This is a genomic window from Acetobacter senegalensis (assembly GCF_001499615.1).
GTDB lineage: Bacteria > Pseudomonadota > Alphaproteobacteria > Acetobacterales > Acetobacteraceae > Acetobacter > Acetobacter senegalensis.
In genome coordinates this window covers 3,031,545-3,057,471 of the sequence record NZ_LN606600.1, presented here as the reverse complement: position 1 = coordinate 3,057,471, position 25,927 = coordinate 3,031,545, and the positions used below count along the sequence as shown (strand labels likewise).

Genomic DNA, 25,927 nt, shown 5'->3' with positions numbered 1-25,927 from the left:
TTTACTCCGCTGCCACTGGCACGCCGTGCGCGGGCACCTGCACCAGACCGGTTCCGCCAAGTGCGGCTTTGTACTGACGAATACGGGCTTCCATTTCAGGGCGAAAATGGCGGATCAGCCCCTGAATAGGCCATGCCGCCGCATCACCCAGCGCGCAGATGGTATGCCCTTCTACCTGCCGCGTGACCTGTTCAAGCAGATCAATTTCTTCAAGCTCGGCACGCCCCTGCACCATCCGGTCCATCATGCGCATCATCCACCCGGTACCTTCGCGGCACGGTGTGCACTGTCCGCAGCTTTCATGTTTGAAAAAGCGGGAGAAACGCGCAATGGCCTCAATAATGTCTGTCGATTTATCCATGACAATCATGCACGCCGTCCCCAGACCAGAGCGCTCAGCGCGTAAACTGTCATAATCCATCAACACTGTTTCGCAGATGGATTTCGGCAGGACCGGAACGGAGCAGCCACCGGGAATAACGGCCAGCAGGTTATCCCAGCCGCCCCTTACGCCACCGCCATGCTTTTCGATAATGTCCTTCAGCGGAACACCGAGTTCTTCTTCAAACACGCAGGGCGTATTCACATGACCGGAAATTGCCATGAGTTTGCTACCCGCATTATTGGGCCGCCCAAGCCCGGCAAACCAGCTTGCCCCACGCCGCATGATCGTAGAGGCAACTGAAATGCTTTCCACGTTGTTCACCGTGGTCGGGCAGCCATACAACCCGACCCCGGCCGGGAAAGGCGGTTTCATACGTGGCTGGCCTTTTTTGCCTTCCAGGCTTTCCAGCAGGGCTGTTTCTTCCCCGCAGATATAAGCCCCTGCGCCACGATGAATGTAGAAATCAAAATCCCATCCGGTCCCGGCTGCATTTTTTCCAAGCAACCCGGCCGCGTAAGCTTCATCGACTGCATACTGGAGATGTTCGGCTTCACGAAAGAACTCGCCGCGAATGTAGATATAAGCGGCATGGGCCCCCATGGCGAACGAAGCGATCAGCGCACTTTCAATCAGCTTATGCGGCTCATGCCGCATGACTTCGCGATCCTTGCATGTGCCCGGTTCGGATTCATCGCCGTTAATCACCAGATAATGCGGTCGACCGTCTGACTGCTTGGGCATGAAGGACCATTTCAGCCCGGTGGGGAAGCCTGCCCCGCCGCGCCCGCGCAAACCGGACGCTTTCATTTCCGCCACAACACCATCCCGCCCCTTGGCGAGGATAGCTGCCGTATCATCCCAGTCTCCGCGCTTGCGGGCTCCCTCCAGCTTCCAATCATCCTGACCATAGAGATTGGTGAAGATCCGGTCTTTGTCCTGCAACATGGCCGTCTCTCCTATTGGTTTTCAGACGCCGCTTCCGGCGTTACAAGCAGGGTCTTACGTCCCCCTTCGGGGGCGGACCCGCACCGGTTTACGGTCGGTCCTGCCGGAGGTCTTTCTCCTGCACGGAGCGCTGCAATCAGGGCTTCCGTGCGTGGACCATCCATATCTTCATAGAAATCATCATCTACCTGCAGAATGGGAGCGTTGGCGCATGCTCCCAGACATTCAACCTGTGTCAGGGTGAACAGACCATCTTCGCTGGTCTCACCAAAGCCACCGACGCCGGCTGCTTTTTTGCAGGCATGCACAACATCATCTGAACCACGAAGCCAGCAGGATGTCGTCGTGCAAACCTGAAGATGATACCGCCCGATCGGGCGCGTGTTGAACATGGTATAAAAGGATGCGACCTCGTACACACGGATGGGCGCCATGTCCAACCGCCGCGCAATTTCATCCATGGCGGCAACAGGCACCCATGCACTCCCCGTTTCCCGCCCCATCTGCCGCTGGGCAATATAAAGCATGGGCATGACGGCACTGGCCTTGCGCGCTTCCGGATATTTGACGAGCACTTTTGCGATTTCCGCTTCAGATGCTGCATCAAATGAAAATTTGTCCGGCTGCTCTGCCGGTTTCCATGGGGTGTTCAACGGTCCACCTCCCCAAACACAAGATCAAGAGAACCAATGACCGCCACCATATCTGCCAGCATAGCCCGGCGTGACAGTTCATCTATGGCCTGCAAATGGGAAAAACCCGTAGGCCGTATTTTGCAGCGATACGGACGGTTGCTGCCGTCTGCCACAAGATACACGCCAAATTCGCCCTTCGGGCTTTCGACGGCTGTGTAGGTGGCTCCTGGCGGCACGTGATACCCTTCACTGAACAGCTTGAAGTGATGGATCAGTGCTTCCATGGACCGCTTCATGTCTGCACGCCGTGGCGGCGTGAACTTTGGGTCCTGCACTTTCACATCTCCGGGCTGAATCTGCGCCAGGCACTGTTCGATAATCTTCACACTCTCGCGCATTTCTTCCATGCGCACGAGATACCGATCATAGCAGTCGCCCTGCCGGGTAACAGGCACCTTGAAGTCAACTTTGTGGTAATTGTCATACGGCTGACTGCGCCGGAGATCCCATGGCACACCGGAAGCCCGAAGGCATGGGCCACTGAACCCCCAGGCCAGAGCCTGCTCGGTTGTGAAAATGCCAATGCCTACCGTACGCTGTTTCCAGATACGGTTTTCCGTCAGCAGACCTTCAAGATCATCAATCCACGCCGGAAATTCCTTGGCCCACGCGCCAATCCGATCTTCCAACTCAGCCGGAATATCGCGCGCCACACCGCCGGGACGAAAATAGTTGGCATGAAACCGCGCACCAGACGCTGCTTCATAAAACTCCAACAGTTTTTCCCGTTCTTCATATCCCCACAAAGCGGGCGTTACCGCTCCGCAGTCCAACCCCATGGCGGTAATGTTGAGGATATGATTTAAAATACGGGTAATTTCCGCAAACATAACCCGCAGCCATTTAGCCCGTTCGGGAATGTCTATGCCCAGAAGCTTTTCCGTGGCCAGCGCAAACGCCTGCTCCTCGCACATGGGAGAAACGTAATCCAGCCGGTCAAAATACGGCAGCGCCTTATGATAGGTTTTGTATTCTATCAGCTTTTCCGTGCCACGATGCAAAAGGCCGATATGGGGCACGGCCCGCGCCACAACCTCGCCTTCCATTTCCAGCACAAGACGCAACACACCATGAGCTGATGGATGCTGAGGCCCGAAATTCAGGGCATGGGAATCAATTTCAACTGTTCGCCGTTCAGTTTCCTGAAGCTTCTGTTCAGACAAAAGGCTTTCAGGAATATCGTTTTTCAGGAATGTTTCTTCAACATCCACGGCACGGGGCTGTTTCATGTCGGTCATCCGCGGGACCTCTTGATACCTTGCCTGACTTCATGCGCCTTTTCGTCTCCGGGCAGGGTTAGCATCCCTTCCCACGGAGAAACAAAATCAAAATCCCGGAAATCCTGTGTCAGGGAAACGGGTTCTTTTACAACTTTGCGCAGCTCAACATCGTATCGGACTTCTTCGTAACCCGTCAGGGGGAAATCCTTGCGCAACGGGAAGCCTTCAAAACCGATGTCAGTCAAAATCCGGCGCAAATCCGGCTGCCCGGAAAAGAGAACGCCAAACAGATCATAACATTCACGTTCCCACCACGTGGCGCACGGCCAGAGGTGATGCACGGACGGAACCGGCGTTGTCTCATCTGTTGTGACAATCACGCGGATACGATGGTTATGGGAGACGGAAAGAAGGTTATACACGACCTCAAACCGCTCTTCCCTTCCCGGGAAATCAACACCGCACAGATCCATCAATTGTTCAAAACGATACCGAGGATCATCACGAAGCAACGTCATGAGCGGGAGAAGTTGGTCACGCACCGTACGCACCACCAGTTCGCCCTTTTCAACCGCGGCCGAATGAATGCCGGGCAGAGACGTGGCAAGCGTAAACGCCATGGAGCCCACTTGCCCCTGCAGGCGGTTCTGCTGTGGATTAACAGGAAGCTCAGCCACGAAGAATGGTCCCCGTGCGGCGAATTTTCTTCTGCAAAAGCATGATGCCGTAAATCAACGCTTCTGCAGTGGGCGGACAGCCGGGCACGTACACATCAACCGGCACAATGCGGTCACAGCCGCGCACCACGGAATAGGAATAGTGGTAATACCCGCCACCATTGGCGCAGGAGCCCATGGAGATAACCCAGCGGGGTTCTGCCATCTGCTCATACAAACGGCGCAGCACAGGGGCCATCTTGTTGGTCAGCGTGCCTGCAACAATCATGACATCAGACTGACGCGGAGAACCGCGGGGAATAATCCCCATACGGTCCAGATCGTATCGCGGCATGTACGCATGGATCATTTCCACGGCGCAGCATGCCAAGCCGAAAGACATGGGCCACAGACTCCCTGTGCGTCCCCAGTTCACCAACTTGTCCAGATTGGCGACCACGAAGCCTTTCTCGGCAATGGCGCCTGTAATACCGCGCACAACGGCATCCTGCTCCGGCCCCGGCGGCAGAGCCTCTCTGTTCCAGAGAACAGCATCTTCTTGTGAATTCGTAGACATAGGCGCTTTCCCCTTAATCCCAGTCCAGCGCGCCTTTGCGCCACTCATACAGAAAACCGATCCCCAGCACGCTCAGGAACCCCAGCATGGAAAGAAAGCCGAACAACCCTATGCGGGAGAGACTGACTGCCCATGGGAACAGGAATGCGACTTCAAGATCGAAAATAATGAAGAGGATAGCCACCAGATAAAACCGCACATCAAAGCGGCGACGGGCATCATCAAATGCCTCAAAACCACATTCATATGCTGTTGTTTTTTCAGGATAAGGCTTCTGGTGTCCACTTATCAGCGCCATACCCAGCATCGCAGCGGCAATGACCACGGAGAGGGCACCGAATATAAGAACTGGCGCGTAATCACCAAGGACAGATTGCATCGGGGGGCTCCTGCACGAGAAAGGTCGCGTAAACCAAACATCATGCAGACAACCTACCCCCAAGCGGGGCGAACAACCATGGCTACAGGCAGCCTACAACGGCCACTTTCACGTGATTACTTGGGACGGCCGGTTATTACAGGAGAAAACCGGTGTTTTTTCTTTTATCAGAAAATCGAGAGCGCTTGGCGCTCCGGGAAACCATTTTACCTGAAAGTAGAATGGTTTGGTGGGCGATGAGGGGATCGAACCCCCGACCATCTCGGTGTAAACGAGACGCTCTACCGCTGAGCTAATCGCCCGCCGCTTATGTGTCACAAATAAAAACGGGCGGCAACCCCCTTTTTGGGATTTGCCGCCCGAAAGCCGAAAAACTATTTCCCGCAGGGATTTAGCTTACGGCGTCCTTCAGTGCCTTGCCCGGTTTGAAACGGACAGAGGTAGAAGCCGGAATGTCGATTTCTTCACCCGTGCGCGGGTTACGACCCTTAGCCGCCTTACGTGTTGCGGTTACAAACGTACCGAACCCAACCAGACGAACTTCCTGCTTACGAGACAGAGCCTTCTCGATAGCACCAAATACGGCGTCGACCACTTCTCCAGCCTTAGCCTTGGGCAGAGCAGCCTCGTCGGCCACTGCCGCCACGAGTTCCTGCTTGTTAAGCGGCTTCTCCATATTACGCCTTTCTCAATAATATATAACTTTGGTGGAGCGGCGGGCGGCATTGCGTCCGCCTCTCCGCTTCCCGCTCGCACTATGAAGCCGTTTTTTGCCACGTCAACCGACCAACAGCAAACTTCGGCTTCAGAGCGTTTTTTATATCAGTGCGGCAGCACGGAAACGTGGGCCGCCCCTTCCGCTCCCGGAACAGCTTCCGGCACTTCTTCCCAATGAATTGGCTGCGGCTGCCGCACCAGCGCACGCGCCAGCACTTCATCCACATGCGAAACGGGTACGATTTCCAGATCTTTCTTCACAGATTCAGGAATTTCCGCCAGATCCTTTTCATTATCCTTGGGGATAAAGACCGTGCGAATACCGGCCCGCACTGCCGCCAGCAGCTTCTCTTTCAGGCCGCCAATGGGCAGCACACGCCCGCGCAACGTGATCTCGCCTGTCATGGCAACATCCCGCCGGATGGGAATACCAGTCAGCACACTCACCAGAGATGTCGCCATGGCAACGCCCGCAGAAGGCCCATCTTTCGGAGTCGCGCCTTCGGGAACGTGCACGTGGAAGCTCCGCTTATCAAACAGAGTCGGCGCCACACCAAAGGTGGTTGCCCGGCTCCGCACGTAGGAAAACGCAGCAGAGACGCTTTCCTTCATGACGTCACCCAGCTTGCCAGTTTCCACAATGCCGCCTTTACCCGGCACCATGACACTTTCAATGGTCAGAATTTCTCCGCCCACTTCGGTCCATGCCAACCCGGTGACAATGCCCACCATATCTTCCGCTTCGGTCTCGCCGTAACGGAAGCGCTTCACGCCAGCCAGTTTTTCGAGGTTGCGGACGGTAATGGCCACTTTCTTGGCTTTGCCGGTCACAATCTCTTTCACAACCTTACGCGCCAGATTGGCAATCTCGCGCTCAAGGCTACGTACGCCCGCTTCACGCGTGTAATAACGGATCAGATCCCGCAGGGCATCATCACTGATGGACCATTCATCCGGCTTGAGGTTATGGGCCTCACCCTGCTTGGCAATCAGATGACGGCGGCTGATTTCCACCTTCTCATCTTCCGTGTAGCCAGACAGACGGATGATCTCCATCCGGTCCAGCAGCGGTTGCGGCATATTGAGGCTGTTCGCCGTCGTGACAAACATCACATCGGACAGATCATAATCCACTTCCAGATAATGATCAGCGAATGTGCTGTTCTGTTCCGGGTCCAGCACTTCCAACAATGCCGAAGCCGGATCACCACGCCAATCTGCACCCAGCTTGTCAATTTCATCCAGCAGGAAGAGCGGGTTGGACACCTTCGCCTTCTTCATGCCCTGAATGATCTTGCCTGGCATGGAACCGATATACGTGCGGCGATGCCCGCGAATTTCGGCTTCATCCCGCACGCCACCCAGCGACATCCGCACGTAATGACGACCTGTTGCCTTGGCAATGGACCGTGCCAGAGACGTTTTACCAACACCCGGCGGCCCCACCAGACAGAGGATCGGGCCTTTCAGTTTCTGGGACCGGCTCTGCACTGCCAGATATTCAAGGATACGCTCCTTGACCTTATCTAGCGCGTAGTGATCGGTATCCAGAATTTTTTCTGCTTCTGCCAGATCATGACGGGCCTTGGTCCGCTTCTTCCACGGAATACCCAGCAGCCAATCCAGATAATTACGCACCACGGTCGACTCGGCTGACATGGCGCTCATGCCACGCAGCTTTTTGAGTTCCGCTACCGCCTTTTCCCGCGCTTCTTTTGAAAGCTTGGTTTTAGCGATGCGCTCCTCAATCTCGGTAGTTTCGTCCTTACCGTCTTCGCCTTCACCCAGTTCTTTCTGAATGGCTTTCAGTTGCTCGTTCAGATAGTACTCGCGCTGGGTTTTCTCCATCTGGCGCTTTACGCGGTTGCGAATTTTCTTCTCAACCTGCAGCACACCGATTTCCGCCTCAATGTGGGCAAAAACCTTTTCAAGCTGAAGCATGACAGAAGGAGCTTCAAGAATTTCCTGTTTTTCGGAAATCTTGAGGTTCAGGTGGCTTGCCACCGTATCCACCAGCTTGGACAGATCCGTAATCTGGTTCAGGGAAACCAGGACTTCAGACGCAATTTTCTTGTTGAGTTTTATATACTGCTCAAACTGCGAAATAATGGAACGGCCAAGCGCTTCGGCATCCGGGCCGACCGCGGCAGTTTCCACCACATCTTCAATTTCAGCTTCAAAATGTCCGTCAACATCGTGCAGTGCTTTTACCTTGGCGCGGCGGACACCTTCCACCAACACCTTGACTGTGCCATCCGGCAATTTCAGCAACTGCAGAATGGTGGATACCGTACCAAAACGGTAAACGTCATCAATGCCCGGATCGTCCTGTGCAGCATCTTTCTGCGCAATCAGCAGGATCTGCCGGTCATCACGCGTAACGGATTCAAGCGCCTTGACGGATTTTTCACGGCCGACAAACAACGGCACGATCATATGCGGGAAGACAACAATATCACGCAGCGGCAGAACGGCCACGCGGTTCTCGCTTTGCGGTTTCTGCTGAACAGCCGTTCCCTCTTCTGCGGGGGAAACGTTAGCTGGCACAACAGTTTCAGGAGTTGCCGCCTGCGTTTTGGCTGGTGACTTCCGTTTACGTTTTACTGGTGGTTTTTCATTATCAGCCATAACCATGACCTCCTTCAAGGACGATCCAGGCCGGACACCCGCCCTGCGGCATGCCCCTGGGCCCGTAGAGACACCAAACAGTCCCTGCCTCTACTATGTCGTTACGAATGTCCCATTTCACAATGGGTTAACCAGAAAAGAGAGGCGACAGACCTTTCCGATCCGCCGCCCCTATAATGTCTTACCCCGTTTTTCAGGCTGATTGCTCAGCGGGGATCTCTTTCCGTTTGCCGTAGACGTAAACCGGACTGGTTTTTTCCTCCGCCACATCACGGTTCACAACCACTTCTTCCACATTGTCCAGACCAGGAAGGTCAAACATTGTGGACATCAGGATGCTCTCCATAATGGAGCGTAGCCCACGGGCACCGGTCTTGCGTTTGATGGCGCGGTCCGCAATGGCTTTCAATGCATCATCCGTAAAGGAAAGCTGCACATCTTCCATCTGGAACAGACGCTGATACTGCTTAACCAGCGCATTCTTGGGTTCTGTCAGAATACGGATCAATGCCGCTTCATCCAGATCACCCAGAGTAGCCAGCACTGGCAGACGACCAATAAATTCGGGGATCAACCCGAATTTCATCAGATCTTCCGGCTCTACATCGTGCAGGATTTCTCCCATCCGACGATCATCCGGAGAACGAACATCAGCACCGAAGCCAATCCCCGTGCCTTTCCCGCGAGCTGCAATAATTTTGTCCAACCCGGCAAAAGCACCACCGCAGATGAACAGCATATTGGTGGTATCCACCTGCAGGAATTCCTGCTGCGGATGCTTACGGCCACCCTGCGGCGGAACAGATGCCACAGTACCTTCCATCAGTTTCAGCAGAGCCTGCTGAACACCCTCCCCACTTACGTCACGCGTGATGGAAGGATTGTCTGACTTGCGTGAGATTTTATCGATCTCGTCAATGTAAACGATGCCGCGCTGCGCCCGTTCCACATTATAATCAGAAGCCTGCAACAGTTTGAGGATGATGTTTTCAACATCTTCCCCCACATATCCGGCTTCTGTCAGCGTGGTAGCGTCCGCCATGGTGAACGGAACATCCAGAATACGCGCCAAAGTCTGCGCCAGCAGGGTCTTACCGGAGCCTGTCGGGCCAATCAGCAGGATGTTGGACTTTGCAATCTCGACATCATTGTTCTTGGCTGACTGGGTCAGACGTTTGTAATGGTTATGCACGGCAACAGAGAGAACCTTCTTGGCCTCAAACTGCCCGATCACATAATCATCAAGAACTTTGCATATCTCTTTGGGCGTGGGCACGCCTTCACGCGATTTGACAAGCGTGGTCTTGTGCTCTTCACGGATGATATCCATGCAGAGTTCTACGCATTCATCGCAGATGAAAACGGTTGGACCAGCAATAAGCTTCCGCACTTCATGCTGCGATTTGCCGCAGAATGAGCAGTAAAGCGTATTTTTGGAATCACCGGACTTCGCGTTCATGAGCCCACTCCCTCGATCATCCCAGGCCTCAGACTCCCGAGAGCCGTATTCCAGACTTTATCTGCCTTCCTTACGACAGACCACCCCCGCACTGTAACGGGGGTGTTGGTGTTCACCAGATTAAGGATGGTCTTTATCCTTCTTTCCAGTTTCTTCTGCTGCCTTGTGATGACTGATTACCTTGTCAACAATACCGAAAGACTGTGCTTCCTCGGCAGACATATAGCTATCACGTTCCAGCTTCTGCTCGATATCCTCAAGCGTCTGGCCGGTATGTTCGCGATAGATCTCATTCAGGCGCTGACGGATAATAAGGATTTCCTTGGCCTGAATTTCAATATCGCTGGCCTGTCCCTGCGCACCACCAGAAGGCTGATGCACCATGACGCGAGCATTAGGCAGCGCATAACGATGCCCCTTCTCGCCCCCAGCCAGCAACAAAGACCCCATGGAAGCCGCCTGACCGATGCACACGGTGCTAACGGGGCTGCGGATGTACTGCATGGTATCATAAATTGCCAGACCGGCAGACACAACGCCGCCAGGGCTGTTGATATAGAAGGAGATTTCCTTCGTGGGGTTCACACTTTCAAGATAGAGAAGCTGTGCGGAAATAAGAGAGGCCACCTGATCATAGACAGGGCCTGTCAGAAAAATAATCCGCTCCTGAAGCAGGCGGGAATAGATATCGAATGCCCGCTCCCCCCGTGAGGTCTGCTCGACCACCATGGGCACCAAAGCGTTGCTGAAAATCTCAACGGGATCACGATCCCTCATGTTAGTCATTCCCGTAAAAAACCTGCACCAGCCCTTGCCTCCTTCCATCAAAACCCAGGAAGTCGGTTCAGGCACTCTCACTCAAGATAGAGATAAAGTGGCAAGATGCCACCCCGGAAAAGAAAAACAGTCTGAAAAAGAGTGTCCCGCCAGTTCACACTGGCGGGACAGAAAGGTCTCAGATATCAGCCGGAGGAATGTCCGACAGCTCTTCTGGAGTAACTTCCTTATCCTCCACTTTCGCGAGTTCAATCAGATAATCGACAACTTTGTTCTCGAAAATCGGACCGCGAAGGGATTCTATGGCCTGCGGATTGTTCTGGAAGAACTGGAACACCTGCTGTTCCTGGCCCTGGTAACGCATGGCTTCTGCCCGCATTGCTCGTGCCAGTTCATCCTGCGTGACGGTAATGGCGTTTTTACGGCCAATTTCTGCCAGAAGCAGACCCAGCTTCACCCGGCGTTCCGCAATCTTGCGATAGTCGGAACGGAGGGTTTCTTCGTCCTTATCTTTATCTTCGTCGTCAAGCTCACCGGCCTTGCGGTCTGCATCAACGCGCTGCCAGATCTGGTTGAATTCCGCATCAACCATTCCTTCCGGAGCGGGGAAATCGGTTTTTGCAGCCAGAGCGTCCAGCAGTTCACGCTTGATACGCAGACGGGAAAGCTGATCGTACTCGCCTTCAACCTGCTTACGCACCAGATCACGAAGCTGTTCGAGCGTTTCAAAGCCCAGCTTCTTGGCCAGTTCATCATCAATCGGCGCATCAACAGCTTTTTTCAGCTCACGCACCTTGATGTCGAACGTCGCTTCCTTGCCAGCAAGTTCTTCAGCGCCGTAATTTTCCGGGAAGGTCACGGTGATGACTTTTTCTTCACCGGGCTTCATGCCTTCAATCTGTTCGGCAAAACCGGGGATAAAGCCTTCACCACCGATTTCAACGTTCACATCTTCAGCCGTGCCACCGTCAAAGGGCACACCGTCACGCTTGCCAACAAAATCAACGCTGACAACATCACCCTTTACTGCCGGGCGATCTTCCTCAAGCGTTTCAAACGTGCGCTGACGCTTGGCGATGTCTGCCACGATCTTGTCAATGGCTTCATCGCTGGCGGTCGCCTTCAGGCGCGTCAAGCTGAGATCGGAGAGATCCGGAACCGTGATGTCAGGCAGGATCTCGGTTTCCACCTTGAATTCCAGGTCCTTGTCAGCATCTTCCTGACCGGAAACCAGATCAACCTGCGGCTGACCTGCCGGGCGCAGACCACGCTCATCCAGCGTGGTGCGGAGCGCTTCAGACACAGCCTGTTCAAGCACTTCAGCGCGAACGCCTTCACCATAACGCTGGCGCGCAATGGAGACGGGAACCTTACCCGGACGGAAGCCCGGAAGCTTCAGGCTGGCGGCCACTTCCTTGAGACGAGCATCCTGCTTCGTCTTAAGATCCGCTGCCGGAATCGTAATAGTAAAACCACGCTTCAGCCCTTCGGAAAGGGTCTCGGTAACCTGCATCGGCCAGGCCTTCCTTTCGGTACAAACTTAAACACCCCGCATCGTGCCGAAAGGCTGCTGCGGAAGCTGCTGCGAAACAGGACGGGGGCACCAAATAATTGGTACGGGTGGAGGGACTTGAACCCCCACGGCTTGCGCCACCAGAACCTAAATCTGGCGTGTCTACCAATTCCACCACACCCGCACGGTCAAAACCCCGTCGTGAGTTGCGAGCACTTAGCCCAGAGCGTGGCTCACGGCAAGATGCCCGATGCATATCTCTTGTCCTGAGACTGCAATCTGGTCGCTTTTTCCCGCGCAGGGCCCAGATAACGGTCCAGATCCTCGGCTATGGGCCATGTTCCAGCCTCCAAACCGGCCTCTCCATGCAGCCAGACACCCGCACAGGCAGCGCCCCACGCGGGCATGCCTGCCGCCAGCAAGGCGGCAATCACCCCAGAAAGCGTATCACCAGAGCCCGCCGTTCCCAACGCCGGACTCGCGTGATCATTGATCACCAGTCGGCCGTCCGGGGCAGCCACAAGAGTTGACGCCCCCTTCAGGACAACAACCGCATTAAGCCGCTGAGCGGCCGCTCGCACGGCTGCGGGAGGATTATCTCCGGGGGCGCCAAACAGTTTAGTGAACTCTCCGATATGCGGCGTAATGACTGCAACGCCACGCAGCATCTCAGGCTTGCCCGCAAACGCAGAAAGTGCGCCAGCGTCGGCCAGAACAGTTTTTTTCGCCTCCAGCAATACAGGCAGGGCTTTGCTTACTTCCTGCTCTGTCAGCCCCGGCCCACAAACCCAGACAGCGCGCCGCTTATCTTCCAGAAGTTCCGGCAAGGGGCCATCATCCACCACCAGCCCCGGTGCCCCGAGCCTGTAAGCCGGCGCTCCAGTTCCTGCGGCAACCCGCACCAGCCCTGCGCCTGCCGCCCGTGCCCCACCCGCACATAAGCGTGCTGCTCCAGGCATGGTCTCACCCGCACAGATACTGACCACACCGCGGCTGTATTTATGGCTTTCCGGCCCCGGAACCGGCAAAGTCCACAAACCTGGTGCGTTCTGCCACGCCTGTGGCGCGACCTGATCAAGCGCGGAAGCAGGCATACCGATATCAGCCAGCACCAGCCGCCCCATATGGGCACGCCCAGGATACATCAGATGCCCCGGCTTGAAGCGCACGAAGGTAACGGTCATCTGCGCGTGGGGGGCATGGCCCCGCACCTGCCCCGTTTCACCATCAATACCGGAGGGGATATCCACTGCCACCACTTTACGCGCGGCAGCCAGCACTTCCGCAGGGAAGCCGGTCACATCCCGGCTCAACCCCGCACCGAACACCGCATCTATAACCAGATCTGCGCGCTGCGCTTCCTCTGCGGTAAACGGCACCCGTATCCCGCTAAAAAGCGCAGAAGCCTGACCGGAGGGCGAGTCTGCATGTGGGGACGACATCTCAGCCACAGTTACTGGCCAACCTGCATCATAAAGATAACGAGCGGCCACATAACCATCGCCCCCGTTATTACCGGGCCCGCACAGCACCAAGACCCTGCACGGCTTAAAAAAACGCCGCACGGCACGCGCAACGGCACGCCCTGCGGCGTCCATCAACACGGCCACCGGCACGGAAGCAGACGCCAGGCGGTCAATCTGACCCATCTCTTCGGGGGTATAAAGAGCGAGAGAGGAATGAGAAGTGAACGCCATAAAGCCCTCCTGTGCGGCATGAACGGGAAGCCAAAGCCGGAATACTGACTTGCACCCAGCCCCCCCCTTGGCAATCAGGCTCCCAGTTGCACGCCCATGACCATTCGCTGGCCTTGAGGCATAGTGCGTTTTGAAAGCCATCTTTCATTTTCTGTGAGCGGAGTCTGCATGCCTCATTCCATTCTGTGGAGCCTAATTCTCGCACTCCACATCATCAGCATTGTCGTATGGGTTGGCGGTGCTGCTTACGCGACCATCATTCTGCGCCCCAGCCTGAACCTGCTGGACACCACGCAGCGCAATTCCGTGCATCTGCAAACGCTTGGCCGCTTCTTCCGCATGCTGATGCATATCATCCCCACCGTGCTGATTACGGGGTGGTTGATGATCATTCATGAAGGCGGATTTGCCAACGCACCATGGACCACCAACGCCATGCAACTGATGGGCCTGATCATGGCTGGCCTGTTTGTTCGGTTGCAGATGGGGCCTTACCAGAAAGTACGCCGGGCCATCCGCCCCCAGCCCGCCACGTTCGACTCGATCCGCAATCAGATCCTGGTCATCATGGCGCTTGGGCTTCTGACCATCCTGGTCGCGTCACTGGGCCACCCGTTCCTGTAAAAACAGGTAGAACTTCAGGAAAACTTGATTCTCTTACGGAATCCCTTTATCGGAGCATGCGCCTGACCGGCTTCAGTTTGTAACCGTCCACCACACAGGGGGCGGGCAAGAACCAAGGGCCAGTCGGTCCATGCTAAGTAAACGACTGAAGCATCCCCGAGAGCATATTGACAGCAAAAACACCCGCCCGCCCCCGCAGAACAACGACACGCAGCCGCAAGACGGTGACTGCGGCAACCTCTGACGTACCCGCAGAAACCGGGGCTGATGTCTCTGAAACCGCCGCGGAAGCGCCCGTGGAGGCTGAACCTGTCAAAAAAACCGTCCGCCGACGCCGCACGACAAAGGCCAAGGCAGCTCCTGCAGCGGCAGAGGTGAGCGAAACAGAAGCTCTTGGCGCAGCCGAACCCGTTGCCACTGAAGCAGAGGCGACCGTTGACGCCGCAGCCGAGCCCGCAGAACCCAAGCCGCGCCGCACACGCCGCAAAACAACGACAACCCGCTCAACTCGGGCGAAAAAAGCTCCTGCTGCTGAACCGGCTCCAGAAGAGCCCGTTCAGAGTGAATTGTTGACCGAGCCTGATGTTCCGGTTGTTGTTCCGGTTGTGGACGCCGAACCTGCGGTAGCTGAGCCCACAATTGTGGCGGAAATAGCGCCATCTGAGGCTGAGGCTGAGGCTGAGGCTGAGGCTGAGGCTGAGGCTGAGGCTGAGGCTGAGGCTGACAAAAAAACGACTTTTGCTGATCTGGAACTCTCGCAGCCTATCCTGCAGGCCATTGCAGATATGGGATACACGCATCCCACCCCCATTCAGGAACAGGCGATCCCTGCCATTCTGATGGCGCGGGACGTACTGGGTGTAGCGCAGACAGGCACCGGGAAAACGGCATCCTTCACGCTGCCGATGCTTGAAATCCTCTCCGACTCGAGAGCCCGCGCCCGCATGCCGCGCTCCCTGATTCTGGAGCCCACCCGTGAACTGGCCCTGCAGGTTGCAGAAAATTTTGTTCAGTACGGCAAATATCTGAAGCTGACCCATGCGCTGCTAATTGGCGGTGAAAGCATGGCGGATCAGAAAGAAGTACTGAACCGTGGCGTGGATGTTCTGATTGCAACGCCGGGCCGCCTGCTTGACCTGTTTGAGCGTGGTGGGCTTCTGCTGAACCAGACCCGGATTCTGGTGATTGATGAAGCCGATCGCATGCTGGACATGGGCTTCATTCCCGACATTGAAAAAATTGTGGGGCTGCTGCCTGCCAATAGGCAGACGCTGTTCTTCTCCGCCACCATGGCACCTGCCATTCGGCAACTGGCTGATGCCTTCCTGCATACGCCAAAAGAGATAACGGTTTCCCGCGCCTCTTCTGTTGCCACGACCATTGAAGCTGGTCTGGTGATTGTGGATGAATACAACAAGCGTGAAACCCTGCGCCGCCTGCTGCGTGACCCGGGAATGCAGAACGCTATTGTGTTCTGTAACCGTAAGCGGGATGTGGATGTTCTGACGCGGTCGCTGACCAAACATGGTTTTGCCGTGGGCGCTCTGCATGGGGATCTGCCCCAGTCCGTGCGCTTTGCAACGCTGGAAAAATTCAAGAGTGGCGAACTGAAGGTTCTGGTCTGCTCCGATGTTGCGGCACGCGGCATTGACATTGGTGGCCTGTCCCACGTGTTCAACTTTGATCTGCCGTTCCATGCGGAAGATTACGTGCACCGTATTGGCCGCACCGGACGCGCCGGGCGGGAAGGCCACGCCTACAGCTTGGCCACGCCCTATGACAAAGCTCTGGCTGAAGCCATTGAAACCCTGACCGGCAAACCGATTCCGCGCCTTGAACTGGACGGAATTGAACAACTGGAATGGTCTGAGGAAAAACGTCCTCCCCGCAATAACAACCGGCGGGACAAAGACCGGCAGGGCCGTGAAGGTCGGGCAGAAAGCCAGTCTGGAAACCGGAACCGCAATCGGGCTCCCGCTGCGCGTGACGCCGCTCCGGAACAGGAACGGGCCAGCAACCGGCCTACTCCTCCCGCAGAACAGACTCCGCGCGCCAATGCCCCCAAACTACAGCGGGAACGCCGTGTGCGTGATGAAGCACCCCCCATGCCTGCCGGTGAAGTGGTCGGCTTTGGCAAGGATGTGCCGTCTTTCATGCTTCTGCCACGCCGTACCACCGTGCTGGCTGATCTGCCGGCACCGACGGGTGATGTCTCTGTCACCGAGGAAGAAGCTGTAAAGCTGCATTAACTCGTGACCCAATCAACAGCGGCTCATGACGAGCCTACGCCCCTTGATGTCTCCATTCGGTCTCTGGGGGCTCAGGGGGATGGGGTTGCCTCTCTGCCCGATGGCAGCGCGGTGCATGTGCCCTATACCCTGCCGGGAGAACTGGTTCGTCTGACGCAGGATAAGGGGGGTCGCTGGACACTCAAAGAAATCCTGACGCAGTCTCCTGACCGTGTTGACCCACCCTGCTCTCTTTTTGGCAATTGTGGGGGGTGTACACTTCAGCATATGGCACTTCCTGCCTTGCTGGCATGGAAGAGTGAGCGTGTTAACGCCGCGTTAAAAAAAGCCGGCTTCCAAACGCTTCCCACAGCAGAACAGCATCAGGTGAAATCCCATTCCCGACGGCGAGCTGATCTGGCCATCCGCCGGAATGGGAAGGATATTCTTCTGGGCCTTCATGCGCGCAATAGCCACGCCGTGGTGGATTTGACCGAGTGCTCCGTGCTGCATCCAACAGTGGTGAGCGCCCTTCCTGCTTTCCGTCAGGTGCTGCGTAGCCTTGAGGGCTTGCGGCAGGCCGGAGATCTGCACATCAATCTTCTGGAATCGGGGATGGACGTGCTTCTCGCCACTGATGGGCCGCTTTCTACAGGCGATCGAACCCGGCTGGCGGCATTTGCCGATTCGCTTTCCATCCCCCGCATCAGTTGGCGGTCCGTATCAAGCAATGCGGAACCTGAAAACGTGGCCCAACGCGGTAGCGTGCGCCACAGCTTTGGCTCAGCAACGGTTGCTCCTCCTGCCGGTGCCTTTCTACAGGCCACCGCAGAGAGTGAGGCATGGATTCAGGAGAGCGTAATAGCGGCTCTCCCCAAAAAATTGGGTAAACGCGATACTCTTATTGAGCTGTATGCAGGGTGTGGAACGCTCAGCTTTCCCTTAGCCAGTCGTGCACGCGTCCTCGCCTATGAGGGGCACGCGGCGGCAGCCTCATGCCTGCAAGCGGCTACAGGCGGCACACGCGTAACTGCGGAATGTCGGGATCTGAACCGGCGGCCCATCATGGGGAAAACGCTCAACACGGCCACCGCCGTTGTGCTGGACCCACCCCACGCTGGCGCCAAATTGCAAATGACGCAAATTGCCGCAGGCAAGCCCAAATCCGTTGTCTATGTAAGCTGTAACCCGGCCGCACTGGCAAAAGATGCAACAGTGCTATTTTCTGCCGGTTACAGCCTGAGCAGCATCAGTGTGATTGACCAGTTTTTATGGTCAGCCGAGGTGGAAGCCGTATGCGGCTTCACACATGAAAGCTCTCGCCGCAGCCGCAGCGGCCTTTCTCGTTCGGGTTGATAAACACAAACCCTTCTTCAAAGTCCGACTGCTGAAAATCCATTTCCGACCCGATCAGGAATAGGGTCGCCTTGCGATCCACCAGCAAGGTGACGTCCTTGTCCTTGATCACTTCATCCCCAGCAGTTGGCGCATCCACAAATTCCATATCGTAGGCTTTGCCTGAGCACCCTTTGGTGGTGACGGAAATGCGAAGCAACTGGCCCGCATGGGCTGTTTTGTACAGGTGGGTAAGTTGCCGTGCCGCTGCATCGCTCAGACGCATGAGCGGAGGCAGAGCCCTTTTGGCAGGTGACGCAACTGTGGTCTGAGACATCGTTCCGTCCTTTCCTGTTCAGAACATATTCAAGGCGAGACGGGCTTCATCACTCATGCGTGACATGTCCCATGGTGGGTCCCACACCACCTCAACATCGGCTGAGGTCACGCCGGGAACCTTCTCCACCGCTTCCTTTACCTGCACTGGCAGTTCCTGCGCGCTGGGGCAGTTTGGAGCGGTGAGTGTCATTTCAATTTTCACGCGGCCATCGTCATACAGATCAATGGCGTAAATCAGTCCAAGTTCATAAATGTTCACCGGAATTTCCGGATCATGCACCGTGGCGATTGCTTCGATAACGGCGTCTTCAGATGCTGCGCCCTCCGGAGAGCTGGCAGCTTCAGGGGCCACGCCATCCGGGGTCCAGCTTTCTACACGTGGCTTTTCAGCCTCATCCGGCTGCCGGTCTTCATCCAGCACCTCCTGAGAAACTGAATCCACGGCATGATTTGTTTCCAGCACGTCAGGAGCATGCAGCTTTTCAGACGTCGACATGAGAAAGCGCCTCCTTTAAAGCGACCCACGGTAGTTCCGCACACCGGATACGAGCCCGATGCGCACGCAGCGGAGCAAAGGCTTCAAGCTGCTCCAGAGCGGGCGTTCCTGCGGTTGCACTTGTTGCAGGCTGACCATCCTTCTCCACCAGCATAGCGGAAAACTGACGTCCAACCCCTTCAGCCTGAGCAATGTTCAGGCCCGTTATCCGCTCGGCCATCAGATCCGCTGCCGCCAGACAGATGGCGCAGCCGCGGGTGTGATGCCGAACCAGACTGATATGGTCCTGATCAAGCTGAAGTTCCACCCGCGTTTTATCTCCGCAGAGCGGATTTTTGCCTTCCCCGATCTTTTCGGGGTTTTCCAGCCGTCCGGCAAAAAGAGGTTTGCGAGCACGCTCAACAATCAGGCGATCATAGAGCGCGCCGCTATCCACCGGCATGGTCACACAAAAAAGTTCCTGATCCGCACCAGCGTATCCGCCAGCACGTCAATTTCTTCCTGCACGGTATAGATGCCAAAACTGGCCCGCGCGGTGGCGGTCAAACCAAGGCGGCGCATTAACGGCTCCGCACAATGGTGCCCTGCACGCACTGCAACACCGTTCCTGTCGAGCAGGGTGGCGATATCATGCGGGTGGACATCATCCATGGTGAAAGAGATAACGCCGCCACGGTCCTTTGGTGCGCCAATTACTTTCAGGCCCGGCACATTAGCCAGTCGGGTCAGGGCATAGGAGGTCAACGCGGCCTCATGAGCCGTAACGGCTTCCATGCCGACTTTTTCAACCCAGGAAATAGCCGCCCCAAGGCCAATGGCCTCGATAATGGCAGGCGTACCCGCCTCAAACTTGTGCGGCACATGCGCCCAGGTGGAACGCTCGAACGTGACCGTGGAGATCATGTCTCCCCCGCCCATGAACGGCGGCATGGCATCCAGCAGAGCCTTGCGCGCCCACAAAATGCCAATACCCGTGGGTCCATAGAGTTTATGGCCAGTGAAGGTATAAAAATCAGCGCCCAGAGCCTGAACGTCCGTTTTGCGATGGACCACAAACTGGCTACCATCAAAAAGGACCTGCGCCCCGGCGGCATGCGCCATATCGGCAATCTGACGCGCCGGTGTCACGCTGCCCAGTACGTTGGACATATGGGTAATGGCCACAAGAGCGACCTGCCCATCGGACAGAATGTCCTGCAACGCATCAAGATCCAGATCGCCCTCATCCGTAATGGGGGCAATGCGGAGTTCTATGCCAGCGCGGTCCCGCAGCATCTGCCATGGCACCAGATTGGCGTGATGTTCCATTTCGGAAATCACAACAGCCTGACCAGGCTTGAGCAGCGCACCGAAGGAATACGCCACCAGATTGATGGCTTCCGTGCTGTTGCGCGTAAAAACAATTTCTTCACGAGACGGCGCGTTCAGAAAAGCCGCCACCTGATCCCGCACGCCTTCATACGCTTCGGTCGTGCGTTCGCTCATCCAATGCAGACCGCGATGGATGTTGGCATACTGGGTCCGCATGGTGTCAGCCATGCAGTCAATAACAGCGTTTGGCTTCTGGGCCGAGGCGGCGCTATCAAGAAACACCAGCGGCCGATCATGCACTTTCTGCGCAAGGATGGGGAACTGCTGGCGGATGGCAGCACTATCAAACTGATGCACCGGCCCTTTTTCCAAAATCGCAGACATTGTTATTCCTCTCCCGTTACCGGAAAGCGAATTTCCATAATGTGCGCCGCCAAGGTCTGTGCCATAGCATCCGGAATCAGAGCCAGAGCTTCCGCCAGAAAGGCGTGAATCAGGATCTGCCGAGCTTCTGCTTCTGGCACGCCGCGGCTGCGCAGATAGAACATCTGTTCGTCATCCAGCGCGCCAACGGTGGCCCCATGGCTGCATTTGACATCATCAGCGTAAATTTCCAGCTCCGGCTTGGCGTCAATCTCGGCCTGCTCGGAAAGCAGAAGCGCCTGATTCATCTGATAGCCATCGGTCTTCTGGGCAATACGCTCAACCAGCACTTTCCCCTGAAACACACCGCGAGACTGCCCATCCAGCACATTCCGCACCGTCTGACGGGAGCGGCAATCGGGTGCAGCATGGGTAATGACACTCGTCACATCCCCCACCTGACGCCCCAGCAAGCGCTGCGCGCCATTCACATGCACTTCCGCATGGGGGGCGTTCAGCCGGGCATGGACTTCGTGCCGGGAAAGAGCGGCACCCAGCCCCAGAACAAAACTGTCGTATGAGCCTCGTTCTTCAATCTGGGCATACAACGTCGCCAGACAGGCGGCATCGTCACTTTCGGTCTGGATTGTGACATGATTCAGCGTGGCGTTTGCCGCAACCGAAAGTTCCATGACCGGATTGTGCAGATAACGCCCCTGCCCACCCTGAACACAGATAAGGGACAGGCGCGCGCCTTCTTCAACCGTCACGCTATGGCGCGGGTGGAAAGAAACGGGCTCATCAGCCAACCCCAGCGAGACCAGAAGCACCCGGCCCGCATCCACACCCGCCGCGACCGTGATTTCAGCACCATCCGTCGCCAAGGCCGCATTCAGGGCTGTCAGTGCATCACGATCCGGGCTGGATAAGGTTCCAAACGCTTCCGTCTTGCCGAAGAAAGACAGACCCACATTCTGGGGCGGAACGGACAGATCAGGCGCGTAACGCCCATTCACAAAGACCAGCCGCGGAAGATCAGCACCTTCTCCCGCTGTCAGTCCCAGCCGATCAAGTTCGGCACGGGCCTGTGCCGCATCAAACTCTTCTGACGGAGCAACAAGCTGGGTTTCATTGAGAAAACGCAGGCTGGTGTATTTCCATGCCTCTACACGGCGATCAGGCAGACCGCTCCTGTGCAGAGCGCCCAAAGCAGCTTTCCGTGCCGGATCTGTTATCGCGTCAAGACGCGCCTTGAACGGCACAAGGGTTGCTGAGGGCTGTTTGATTATTGCGTTCACGCCGCCTCCGCAAGAAACCGGGTATAGCCTTCACTATCAATCTGCTTGGCCAGTTCAGGACCACCAGAATGGATGATCCGCCCTTTGGCCATCACGTGAATGCGGTCTGGCACCAGATAATCCAGCAAGCGCTGATGGTGGGTAATAACCAGTGCAGAAAAGTCCGGGGAACGCAGGCGGTTCACACCTTCTGCCACGATACGCAGGGCGTCCACGTCCAGCCCGCTATCTGTTTCGTCCAGAATAGCGAAAGATGGCTGCAGGAGTGTCATCTGCAAGACTTCATTGCGCTTCTTTTCACCACCGGAGAAGCCGACATTCACGTTGCGCTTCAACATATCCGGCGCCATGGAAAGAGCCTTTGCCGCCTCACGCGCCGTTTTCAGGAACGCAACTGCATCCAGCTCTTCCTGCCCGCGAGCACGACGCACGGCGTTAACCGCAGTCCGAAGGAAGTTGGCGTTGTTTACGCCCGGCAGTTCGATGGGAGACTGAAACGCCAGGAACAGACCGGCAGCAGCCCGCTCTTCGGGCTCCATTTCCAGCAGATCCTTGCCTTGGAAGGTCACGCTGCCCGCAGTCACTTCATAATCTTCACGGCCAGCAAGCACGTAGGAGAGCGTGGACTTGCCGGAGCCATTCGGCCCCATGATGGCATGGACCTCACCCGGCGGGATGCTCAGATCCACACCGCGCAGAATTTCCTTTTCCTGCCCGTCAGCATCAATCCGGGCACACAGACCGGAAATATCCAAAAACTGGGTCATGTCTTGCCCCTCCTTACCCTACGCTGCCTTCAAGGCTGATCTGCAACAATTTCTGAGCTTCAACCGCAAATTCCATGGGCAGCTCTTTCAGCACATCCCGGCAGAACCCGTTTACAATCAGCCCGACTGCATCTTCTTCCGACAAGCCGCGCTGACGGCAGTAGAAAAGCTGATCTTCCGAGATCTTGGAGGTTGTTGCTTCGTGTTCGATACGCGCGCCCATGTTGCGGTTTTCAATATAAGGCACGGTGTGCGCACCACAGCGGTCACCAATCAGAAGGCTGTCACACTGCGTGAAATTCCGCGCACCATACGCCTTGGGCAATACCCGCACCAATCCGCGATATGTGCTATCAGACTGCCCGGCACTGATGGTCTTGGCGATGATGGTCGAGCGCGTGTTGCGCCCGATATGGATCATCTTGGTGCCCGTATCAGCCTGCTGATGGTTGTTTGTAACCGCAACTGAATAGAACTCACCCACGGACCCTTCCCCCTGCAGAATGCAGGACGGGTATTTCCATGTGATAGCGGAACCTGTTTCAACCTGTGTCCAGGAAATCTTGGAGCGCGCACCACGGCATGCTCCACGTTTGGTCACAAAGTTATAAATGCCACCCCGGCCATTTTCATCGCCCGGATACCAGTTCTGCACCGTGGAATATTTGATGGAGGCATCTTCCATGGCCACCAGCTCCACCACGGCTGCGTGAAGCTGGTTCTCGTCCCGCATGGGGGCTGTACAGCCTTCCAGGTAAGAGACGGATGCCCCATCTTCCACCACAATCAGCGTGCGTTCAAACTGCCCGGTGTTACGGGCATTGATCCGGAAATAGGTGGAAAGCTCCATCGGGCACCGCACCCCTTTGGGCACATACACAAAAGAGCCATCCGTAAACACGGCGGAATTCAGGGCCGCATAGAAATTGTCCCCGGCGGGAACCACGGTGCCCAGATATTTACGCACAAGATCCGGGTGCTCTTTCACGGCCTCGGAAATGGGGCAGAAAATCACACCGGCTTCTTCAAGCGTTTTGCGGAAGGTGGTGACCACGGAAACACTGTCAAACACCGCATCCACCGCCACAGGCGGGCGGGCCGTTTCACCTTCCGGCAATTCCACACCGGCCAGAAGTGCCTGTTCATGTAGCGGAATACCCAGTTTCTCGTAGGTCCGCAGCAGTTCAGGATCAACTTCTTCTAACGATTTGGGGCCGGGCTTCTTCCGGGGAGCGGCGTAGTAATGCGCATCCTGATAATCAATGGGAGGATACGCGACCTTGGCCCATTTGGGCTCTTCCATCTGCTGCCACGCGCTAAAGGCCGCAAGCCGCCATTCCAGCAGCCATTCCGGTTCTTCCTTGCGGGCGGAGATCAGGCGGATGGTGTCTTCATTCAGGCCCTTGGGGGCGAGATCCATGTCAATGTCGGTCTCGAACCCCCATTTATAGGAGGACTGCCCCAGTTTTTCGACTGCTTCACGCGTTTCGGTTACTGCTGGCATAACTCAAGCCCCCTCACGTTCTGCATTGGCGCAGGTCTGCACATTCGGTTTCAGGAACGTAGAACCGCACCCGCTTTTCTGACGCATCGTTTCCAACGAAATGGCCTCCAGAGTGTCCCGAATGGCCTGGTTGATGGTGTCCCACGTCCCGCACATCCCGCAGGACACGCCGGTATCACATTCTCCACCATCCACACACGCGGTGAGCGCAATCTTGCCATCCACTGCGGCAATGACACTGGCCACGGAAATCTCGGACAGCGGACGCGCCAGCCGATAACCGCCTTTTGCCCCCCGCTGGGACAAAACAAATTTGTGGGCCGATAAAACCTTGAGCACCTTGGCCACAGTTGGTTCCGGCACGCCGGTTTCAGCCGCCAGCGCAGGAGAGGTTACAACGCCATCCTGCTCACCAAGGTTCACAAGTATAACGACCGCATAGTCAGCCAGCCGGGAAAGTTTCAGCATTTTCCTGCATCACCTGATTGGAGACCTGTCAGGTCCTGTTTCAGACACATGGAGCCAAGGACACCAAACGTCAACCCAAAACGAACGCATATATCCAAGGCGCGCGAACGTGATGAGCCATCCATGCCTCTATTGTGCATTCAGCCCGAACAGCAGGCGCAGAACGGCAAACAGCAGCGCTCCCACCCCGAATCCGACCAACGTTCCATTGAAGCGCACGTATTGAAGATCTTTGCCCACGCGCAGCTCCAGCTTTTCCGCAATCTGCACGGCATCCCAGCCAGCCACCACACGCGCGATGAAGTCTGCCATACGCTCCCTTACAAAAGGGAGCGTCTTGAAGGTGGCTTTGGCAACGCCATCCATAATACGTTTACGCAGCACCGGATCATGCCGCGCCTGCGTGGCCATCCGGGAAAGGGCCTCCTCAACGATAGAGGCAATGCGACCATTGGGGTCTTCCACATCGGCTTCCACCAGTCTGCGAAAGCGCTGCCATATATCCGCCCACCAGACCACCACACTCTCGTGCGACAGAACCCCCAGAACAGCCTGAGAAATTTCCTTCCCGCGCTCTGGGTCTGTTTCAATACGGTCAATCTGCCCACGCACCCAAGTGGTAAACCCCTCACGCAGCGTAGAGTTCTGGGGGTCTACCCGCTCCAGTTCCTTGCTGGCCGCCATCAGCACACGGGTCGCGATGGAGCCGCCAATGGCCCACCCGAGAATACGCCCTCCCTGCTCCCGCACCCTGTCTTCAATCATGGTGCGCAAAGCGCCTTCCTTTGCCTGCAAACCATCCTTGATCTGGCCCAGCAGGTAAGACAACACTTCTTGATGCCGGTCATCATCCACCAGACTGCGCAGAGCCTTGGCCACAATGGGAGCCAGATTGCTGCCGCCCAGCAGACGGGGAAACACCTTGCCAATGGCCCCGCTGGCACGGCCATCTTCCAGCCGGTCCAGCATCTGCGGCATGGAAGAAAGCAAAGACCTCGTTATGGTCTCCCTTACCGCCGGATCATCCAGCATGTTCGCCAGAAAACTGGGCACGTCCACCTGCCCCAGCACGTTGGAGACTTCTTTTTCTGTAAAGACCTGCCCGGAGACAAAGCGCCCAACGCCCGGCCAAGCCGTTCCTTCTGGGCTGGCAGAATCGCGGTATGCGGAATAGGCAGCCCCATGGGGTGCCGAAACAGCGCCACAACGGCAAACCAGTCCGCCAGACCGCCAACCACGCCTGCCCGCGCCCCGGCACGCAGCATTTCCAGCCAGACTCCATCCGCCACCCATCCGGCAGCAGGCGCGGCATAACCGACAACTGTGAGCCCACCCATGAAAACCAGCAGCCCTGTTGCGGCACGCTGGTACCGTTTCAGGGTTTTTCGGGCGGCAAGATCGGTATCACTCTCAGGGTATGACGTCATGACAATCTGGATAGCACTCCCTCTCCCACACCCCAAGAGTGTGTGAGGCGGTTGCGGGCAATGAGCAGACATGAAAATGTAAGTAGGTCGGTTGCCTCATAAATAAATTCAAACAGTGG

At 56.4% G+C, this 25,927-nt stretch carries 23 protein-coding genes, 2 tRNA genes and 1 pseudogene; 3 read left to right on the top strand and 23 right to left on the bottom strand.

Annotated features, from left to right (window positions below; all coding sequences use genetic code 11):
* Window position 1 precedes the first annotated feature (1 nt).
* From nuoF to ASN_RS14150, 14 genes are all read right to left on the bottom strand, one after another.
* Window positions 2-1,330 (bottom strand): NADH-quinone oxidoreductase subunit NuoF, encoded by a 1,329-nt coding sequence (gene nuoF / locus ASN_RS14215; RefSeq protein WP_006559074.1) that lies wholly within the window; start codon window positions 1,328-1,330, stop codon window positions 2-4.
* Window positions 1,331-1,341: 11 nt separating this feature from the next.
* A complete protein-coding gene (locus ASN_RS14210; protein WP_035380844.1) occupies window positions 1,342-1,983 on the bottom strand; it encodes a complex I 24 kDa subunit family protein in 642 nt (213 codons plus the stop codon).
* Window positions 1,980-3,254: an NADH-quinone oxidoreductase subunit D gene (locus ASN_RS14205; protein WP_407922284.1), complete on the bottom strand. Its 1,275-nt coding sequence runs from the start codon at window positions 3,252-3,254 to the stop codon at window positions 1,980-1,982. Before ASN_RS14205 ends, ASN_RS14210 begins: the two co-directional genes overlap by 4 nt.
* Before the next feature lie 5 nt (window positions 3,255-3,259).
* Window positions 3,260-3,922, bottom strand: coding sequence for an NADH-quinone oxidoreductase subunit C (locus ASN_RS14200; RefSeq protein ID WP_052051400.1), 663 nt, complete (start codon window positions 3,920-3,922; stop codon window positions 3,260-3,262).
* Window positions 3,915-4,478, bottom strand: coding sequence for a NuoB/complex I 20 kDa subunit family protein (locus ASN_RS14195; protein WP_006559070.1), 564 nt, complete (start codon window positions 4,476-4,478; stop codon window positions 3,915-3,917). The genes ASN_RS14200 and ASN_RS14195 overlap by 8 nt, the downstream gene beginning before the upstream one ends.
* A gap of 13 nt (window positions 4,479-4,491) precedes the next feature.
* Window positions 4,492-4,857: an NADH-quinone oxidoreductase subunit A gene (locus tag ASN_RS14190; RefSeq protein WP_006559069.1), complete on the bottom strand. Its 366-nt coding sequence runs from the start codon at window positions 4,855-4,857 to the stop codon at window positions 4,492-4,494.
* 227 nt (window positions 4,858-5,084) lie between these two features.
* Window positions 5,085-5,159 (bottom strand) — tRNA-Val (locus ASN_RS14185).
* Between the two features lie 89 nt (window positions 5,160-5,248).
* Window positions 5,249-5,533 (bottom strand): HU family DNA-binding protein, encoded by a 285-nt coding sequence (locus tag ASN_RS14180; RefSeq protein WP_006559067.1) that lies wholly within the window; start codon window positions 5,531-5,533, stop codon window positions 5,249-5,251.
* Window positions 5,534-5,679: 146 nt separating this feature from the next.
* Entirely contained in the window at window positions 5,680-8,202 is a 2,523-nt protein-coding gene (lon, locus tag ASN_RS14175) for an endopeptidase La (protein WP_082666699.1), read from the bottom strand.
* Between the two features lie 193 nt (window positions 8,203-8,395).
* Window positions 8,396-9,661 (bottom strand): ATP-dependent Clp protease ATP-binding subunit ClpX, encoded by a 1,266-nt coding sequence (gene clpX / locus ASN_RS14170; RefSeq protein WP_006559065.1) that lies wholly within the window; start codon window positions 9,659-9,661, stop codon window positions 8,396-8,398.
* 120 nt (window positions 9,662-9,781) lie between these two features.
* Complete coding sequence (gene clpP, locus ASN_RS14165) at window positions 9,782-10,447, bottom strand: ATP-dependent Clp endopeptidase proteolytic subunit ClpP (RefSeq protein ID WP_174766843.1); 666 nt, start codon at window positions 10,445-10,447, stop codon at window positions 9,782-9,784.
* A 169-nt stretch (window positions 10,448-10,616) separates the two neighbouring features.
* On the bottom strand, window positions 10,617-11,951 hold the full coding sequence (gene tig / locus ASN_RS14160; protein WP_006559063.1) for a trigger factor: 1,335 nt from the start codon (window positions 11,949-11,951) through the stop codon (window positions 10,617-10,619).
* Window positions 11,952-12,050: 99 nt separating this feature from the next.
* Window positions 12,051-12,135: transfer RNA gene (locus ASN_RS14155), tRNA-Leu, on the bottom strand.
* A gap of 49 nt (window positions 12,136-12,184) precedes the next feature.
* Window positions 12,185-13,648, bottom strand: coding sequence for a bifunctional ADP-dependent NAD(P)H-hydrate dehydratase/NAD(P)H-hydrate epimerase (locus ASN_RS14150; RefSeq protein ID WP_058989356.1), 1,464 nt, complete (start codon window positions 13,646-13,648; stop codon window positions 12,185-12,187).
* Window positions 13,649-13,816: 168 nt separating this feature from the next.
* Between ASN_RS14150 and ASN_RS14145 the strand changes: the two genes are divergently transcribed.
* From ASN_RS14145 to ASN_RS14135, 3 genes are all read left to right on the top strand, one after another.
* Entirely contained in the window at window positions 13,817-14,272 is a 456-nt protein-coding gene (locus tag ASN_RS14145; RefSeq protein WP_039904747.1) for a CopD family protein, read from the top strand.
* A gap of 785 nt (window positions 14,273-15,057) precedes the next feature.
* The gene (locus tag ASN_RS14140) at window positions 15,058-16,521 is read left to right on the top strand and encodes a DEAD/DEAH box helicase (protein ID WP_082786210.1); all 1,464 of its coding nucleotides are present in this window, start codon (window positions 15,058-15,060) and stop codon (window positions 16,519-16,521) included.
* Between the two features lie 3 nt (window positions 16,522-16,524).
* Window positions 16,525-17,856: a class I SAM-dependent RNA methyltransferase gene (locus tag ASN_RS14135; protein WP_407922283.1), complete on the top strand. Its 1,332-nt coding sequence runs from the start codon at window positions 16,525-16,527 to the stop codon at window positions 17,854-17,856.
* Here the strand turns inward: ASN_RS14135 and ASN_RS14130 are convergent.
* The 9 genes and pseudogenes from ASN_RS14130 to ASN_RS14090 form a co-directional block, all read right to left on the bottom strand.
* Window positions 17,804-18,172: a HesB/IscA family protein gene (locus tag ASN_RS14130; RefSeq protein WP_035380859.1), complete on the bottom strand. Its 369-nt coding sequence runs from the start codon at window positions 18,170-18,172 to the stop codon at window positions 17,804-17,806. The genes ASN_RS14135 and ASN_RS14130 overlap by 53 nt on opposite strands.
* An 18-nt stretch (window positions 18,173-18,190) precedes the next feature.
* Window positions 18,191-18,670, bottom strand: a complete 480-nt coding sequence (locus ASN_RS14125) for an SUF system Fe-S cluster assembly protein (protein ID WP_006558279.1) — start codon at window positions 18,668-18,670, stop codon at window positions 18,191-18,193.
* The gene (gene sufU / locus ASN_RS14120; RefSeq protein ID WP_035380863.1) at window positions 18,657-19,112 is read right to left on the bottom strand and encodes a Fe-S cluster assembly sulfur transfer protein SufU; all 456 of its coding nucleotides are present in this window, start codon (window positions 19,110-19,112) and stop codon (window positions 18,657-18,659) included. The genes ASN_RS14125 and sufU overlap by 14 nt, the downstream gene beginning before the upstream one ends.
* A gap of 2 nt (window positions 19,113-19,114) precedes the next feature.
* Window positions 19,115-20,365, bottom strand: a complete 1,251-nt coding sequence (locus ASN_RS14115) for an aminotransferase class V-fold PLP-dependent enzyme (RefSeq protein WP_058988544.1) — start codon at window positions 20,363-20,365, stop codon at window positions 19,115-19,117.
* Window positions 20,366-20,367: 2 nt separating this feature from the next.
* A complete protein-coding gene (gene sufD, locus ASN_RS14110; protein ID WP_058988543.1) occupies window positions 20,368-21,642 on the bottom strand; it encodes a Fe-S cluster assembly protein SufD in 1,275 nt (424 codons plus the stop codon).
* The gene (gene sufC, locus ASN_RS14105) at window positions 21,639-22,409 is read right to left on the bottom strand and encodes a Fe-S cluster assembly ATPase SufC (protein ID WP_006558283.1); all 771 of its coding nucleotides are present in this window, start codon (window positions 22,407-22,409) and stop codon (window positions 21,639-21,641) included. Before sufC ends, sufD begins: the two co-directional genes overlap by 4 nt.
* Window positions 22,410-22,422: 13 nt before the next feature.
* The gene (gene sufB / locus ASN_RS14100; RefSeq protein WP_006558284.1) at window positions 22,423-23,913 is read right to left on the bottom strand and encodes a Fe-S cluster assembly protein SufB; all 1,491 of its coding nucleotides are present in this window, start codon (window positions 23,911-23,913) and stop codon (window positions 22,423-22,425) included.
* Between the two features lie 3 nt (window positions 23,914-23,916).
* Complete coding sequence (locus ASN_RS14095) at window positions 23,917-24,381, bottom strand: SUF system Fe-S cluster assembly regulator (protein WP_006558285.1); 465 nt, start codon at window positions 24,379-24,381, stop codon at window positions 23,917-23,919.
* A 129-nt stretch (window positions 24,382-24,510) separates the two neighbouring features.
* Window positions 24,511-25,808, bottom strand: a pseudogene (locus tag ASN_RS14090) (DUF445 domain-containing protein).
* Window positions 25,809-25,927 lie beyond the last annotated feature (119 nt).

What these genes read in the sequence shown, in the direction of transcription:
- lon (WP_082666699.1), bottom strand. Translation starts at nt 8,202, where the DNA reads ATGGCTGATAATGAAAAACCACCAGTAAAACGTAAACGGAAGTCACCA.
- sufB (WP_006558284.1), bottom strand. Translation starts at nt 23,913, where the DNA reads ATGCCAGCAGTAACCGAAACGCGTGAAGCAGTCGAAAAACTGGGGCAG.
- sufU (WP_035380863.1), bottom strand. Translation starts at nt 19,112, where the DNA reads ATGCCGGTGGATAGCGGCGCGCTCTATGATCGCCTGATTGTTGAGCGT.
- clpP (WP_174766843.1), bottom strand. Translation starts at nt 10,447, where the DNA reads ATGACTAACATGAGGGATCGTGATCCCGTTGAGATTTTCAGCAACGCT.
- ASN_RS14125 (WP_006558279.1), bottom strand. Translation starts at nt 18,670, where the DNA reads ATGTCGACGTCTGAAAAGCTGCATGCTCCTGACGTGCTGGAAACAAAT.
- ASN_RS14205 (WP_407922284.1), bottom strand. Translation starts at nt 3,254, where the DNA reads ATGAAACAGCCCCGTGCCGTGGATGTTGAAGAAACATTCCTGAAAAAC.
- nuoF (WP_006559074.1), bottom strand. Translation starts at nt 1,330, where the DNA reads ATGTTGCAGGACAAAGACCGGATCTTCACCAATCTCTATGGTCAGGAT.
- ASN_RS14140 (WP_082786210.1), top strand. Translation starts at nt 15,058, where the DNA reads ATGGGATACACGCATCCCACCCCCATTCAGGAACAGGCGATCCCTGCC.
- ASN_RS14190 (WP_006559069.1), bottom strand. Translation starts at nt 4,857, where the DNA reads ATGCAATCTGTCCTTGGTGATTACGCGCCAGTTCTTATATTCGGTGCC.
- ASN_RS14145 (WP_039904747.1), top strand. Translation starts at nt 13,817, where the DNA reads ATGCCTCATTCCATTCTGTGGAGCCTAATTCTCGCACTCCACATCATC.
- sufC (WP_006558283.1), bottom strand. Translation starts at nt 22,409, where the DNA reads ATGACCCAGTTTTTGGATATTTCCGGTCTGTGTGCCCGGATTGATGCT.
- clpX (WP_006559065.1), bottom strand. Translation starts at nt 9,661, where the DNA reads ATGAACGCGAAGTCCGGTGATTCCAAAAATACGCTTTACTGCTCATTC.
- ASN_RS14115 (WP_058988544.1), bottom strand. Translation starts at nt 20,365, where the DNA reads ATGTCTGCGATTTTGGAAAAAGGGCCGGTGCATCAGTTTGATAGTGCT.
- ASN_RS14180 (WP_006559067.1), bottom strand. Translation starts at nt 5,533, where the DNA reads ATGGAGAAGCCGCTTAACAAGCAGGAACTCGTGGCGGCAGTGGCCGAC.
- ASN_RS14195 (WP_006559070.1), bottom strand. Translation starts at nt 4,478, where the DNA reads ATGTCTACGAATTCACAAGAAGATGCTGTTCTCTGGAACAGAGAGGCT.
- ASN_RS14130 (WP_035380859.1), bottom strand. Translation starts at nt 18,172, where the DNA reads ATGTCTCAGACCACAGTTGCGTCACCTGCCAAAAGGGCTCTGCCTCCG.
- ASN_RS14150 (WP_058989356.1), bottom strand. Translation starts at nt 13,648, where the DNA reads ATGGCGTTCACTTCTCATTCCTCTCTCGCTCTTTATACCCCCGAAGAG.
- tig (WP_006559063.1), bottom strand. Translation starts at nt 11,951, where the DNA reads ATGCAGGTTACCGAGACCCTTTCCGAAGGGCTGAAGCGTGGTTTTACT.
- ASN_RS14095 (WP_006558285.1), bottom strand. Translation starts at nt 24,381, where the DNA reads ATGCTGAAACTTTCCCGGCTGGCTGACTATGCGGTCGTTATACTTGTG.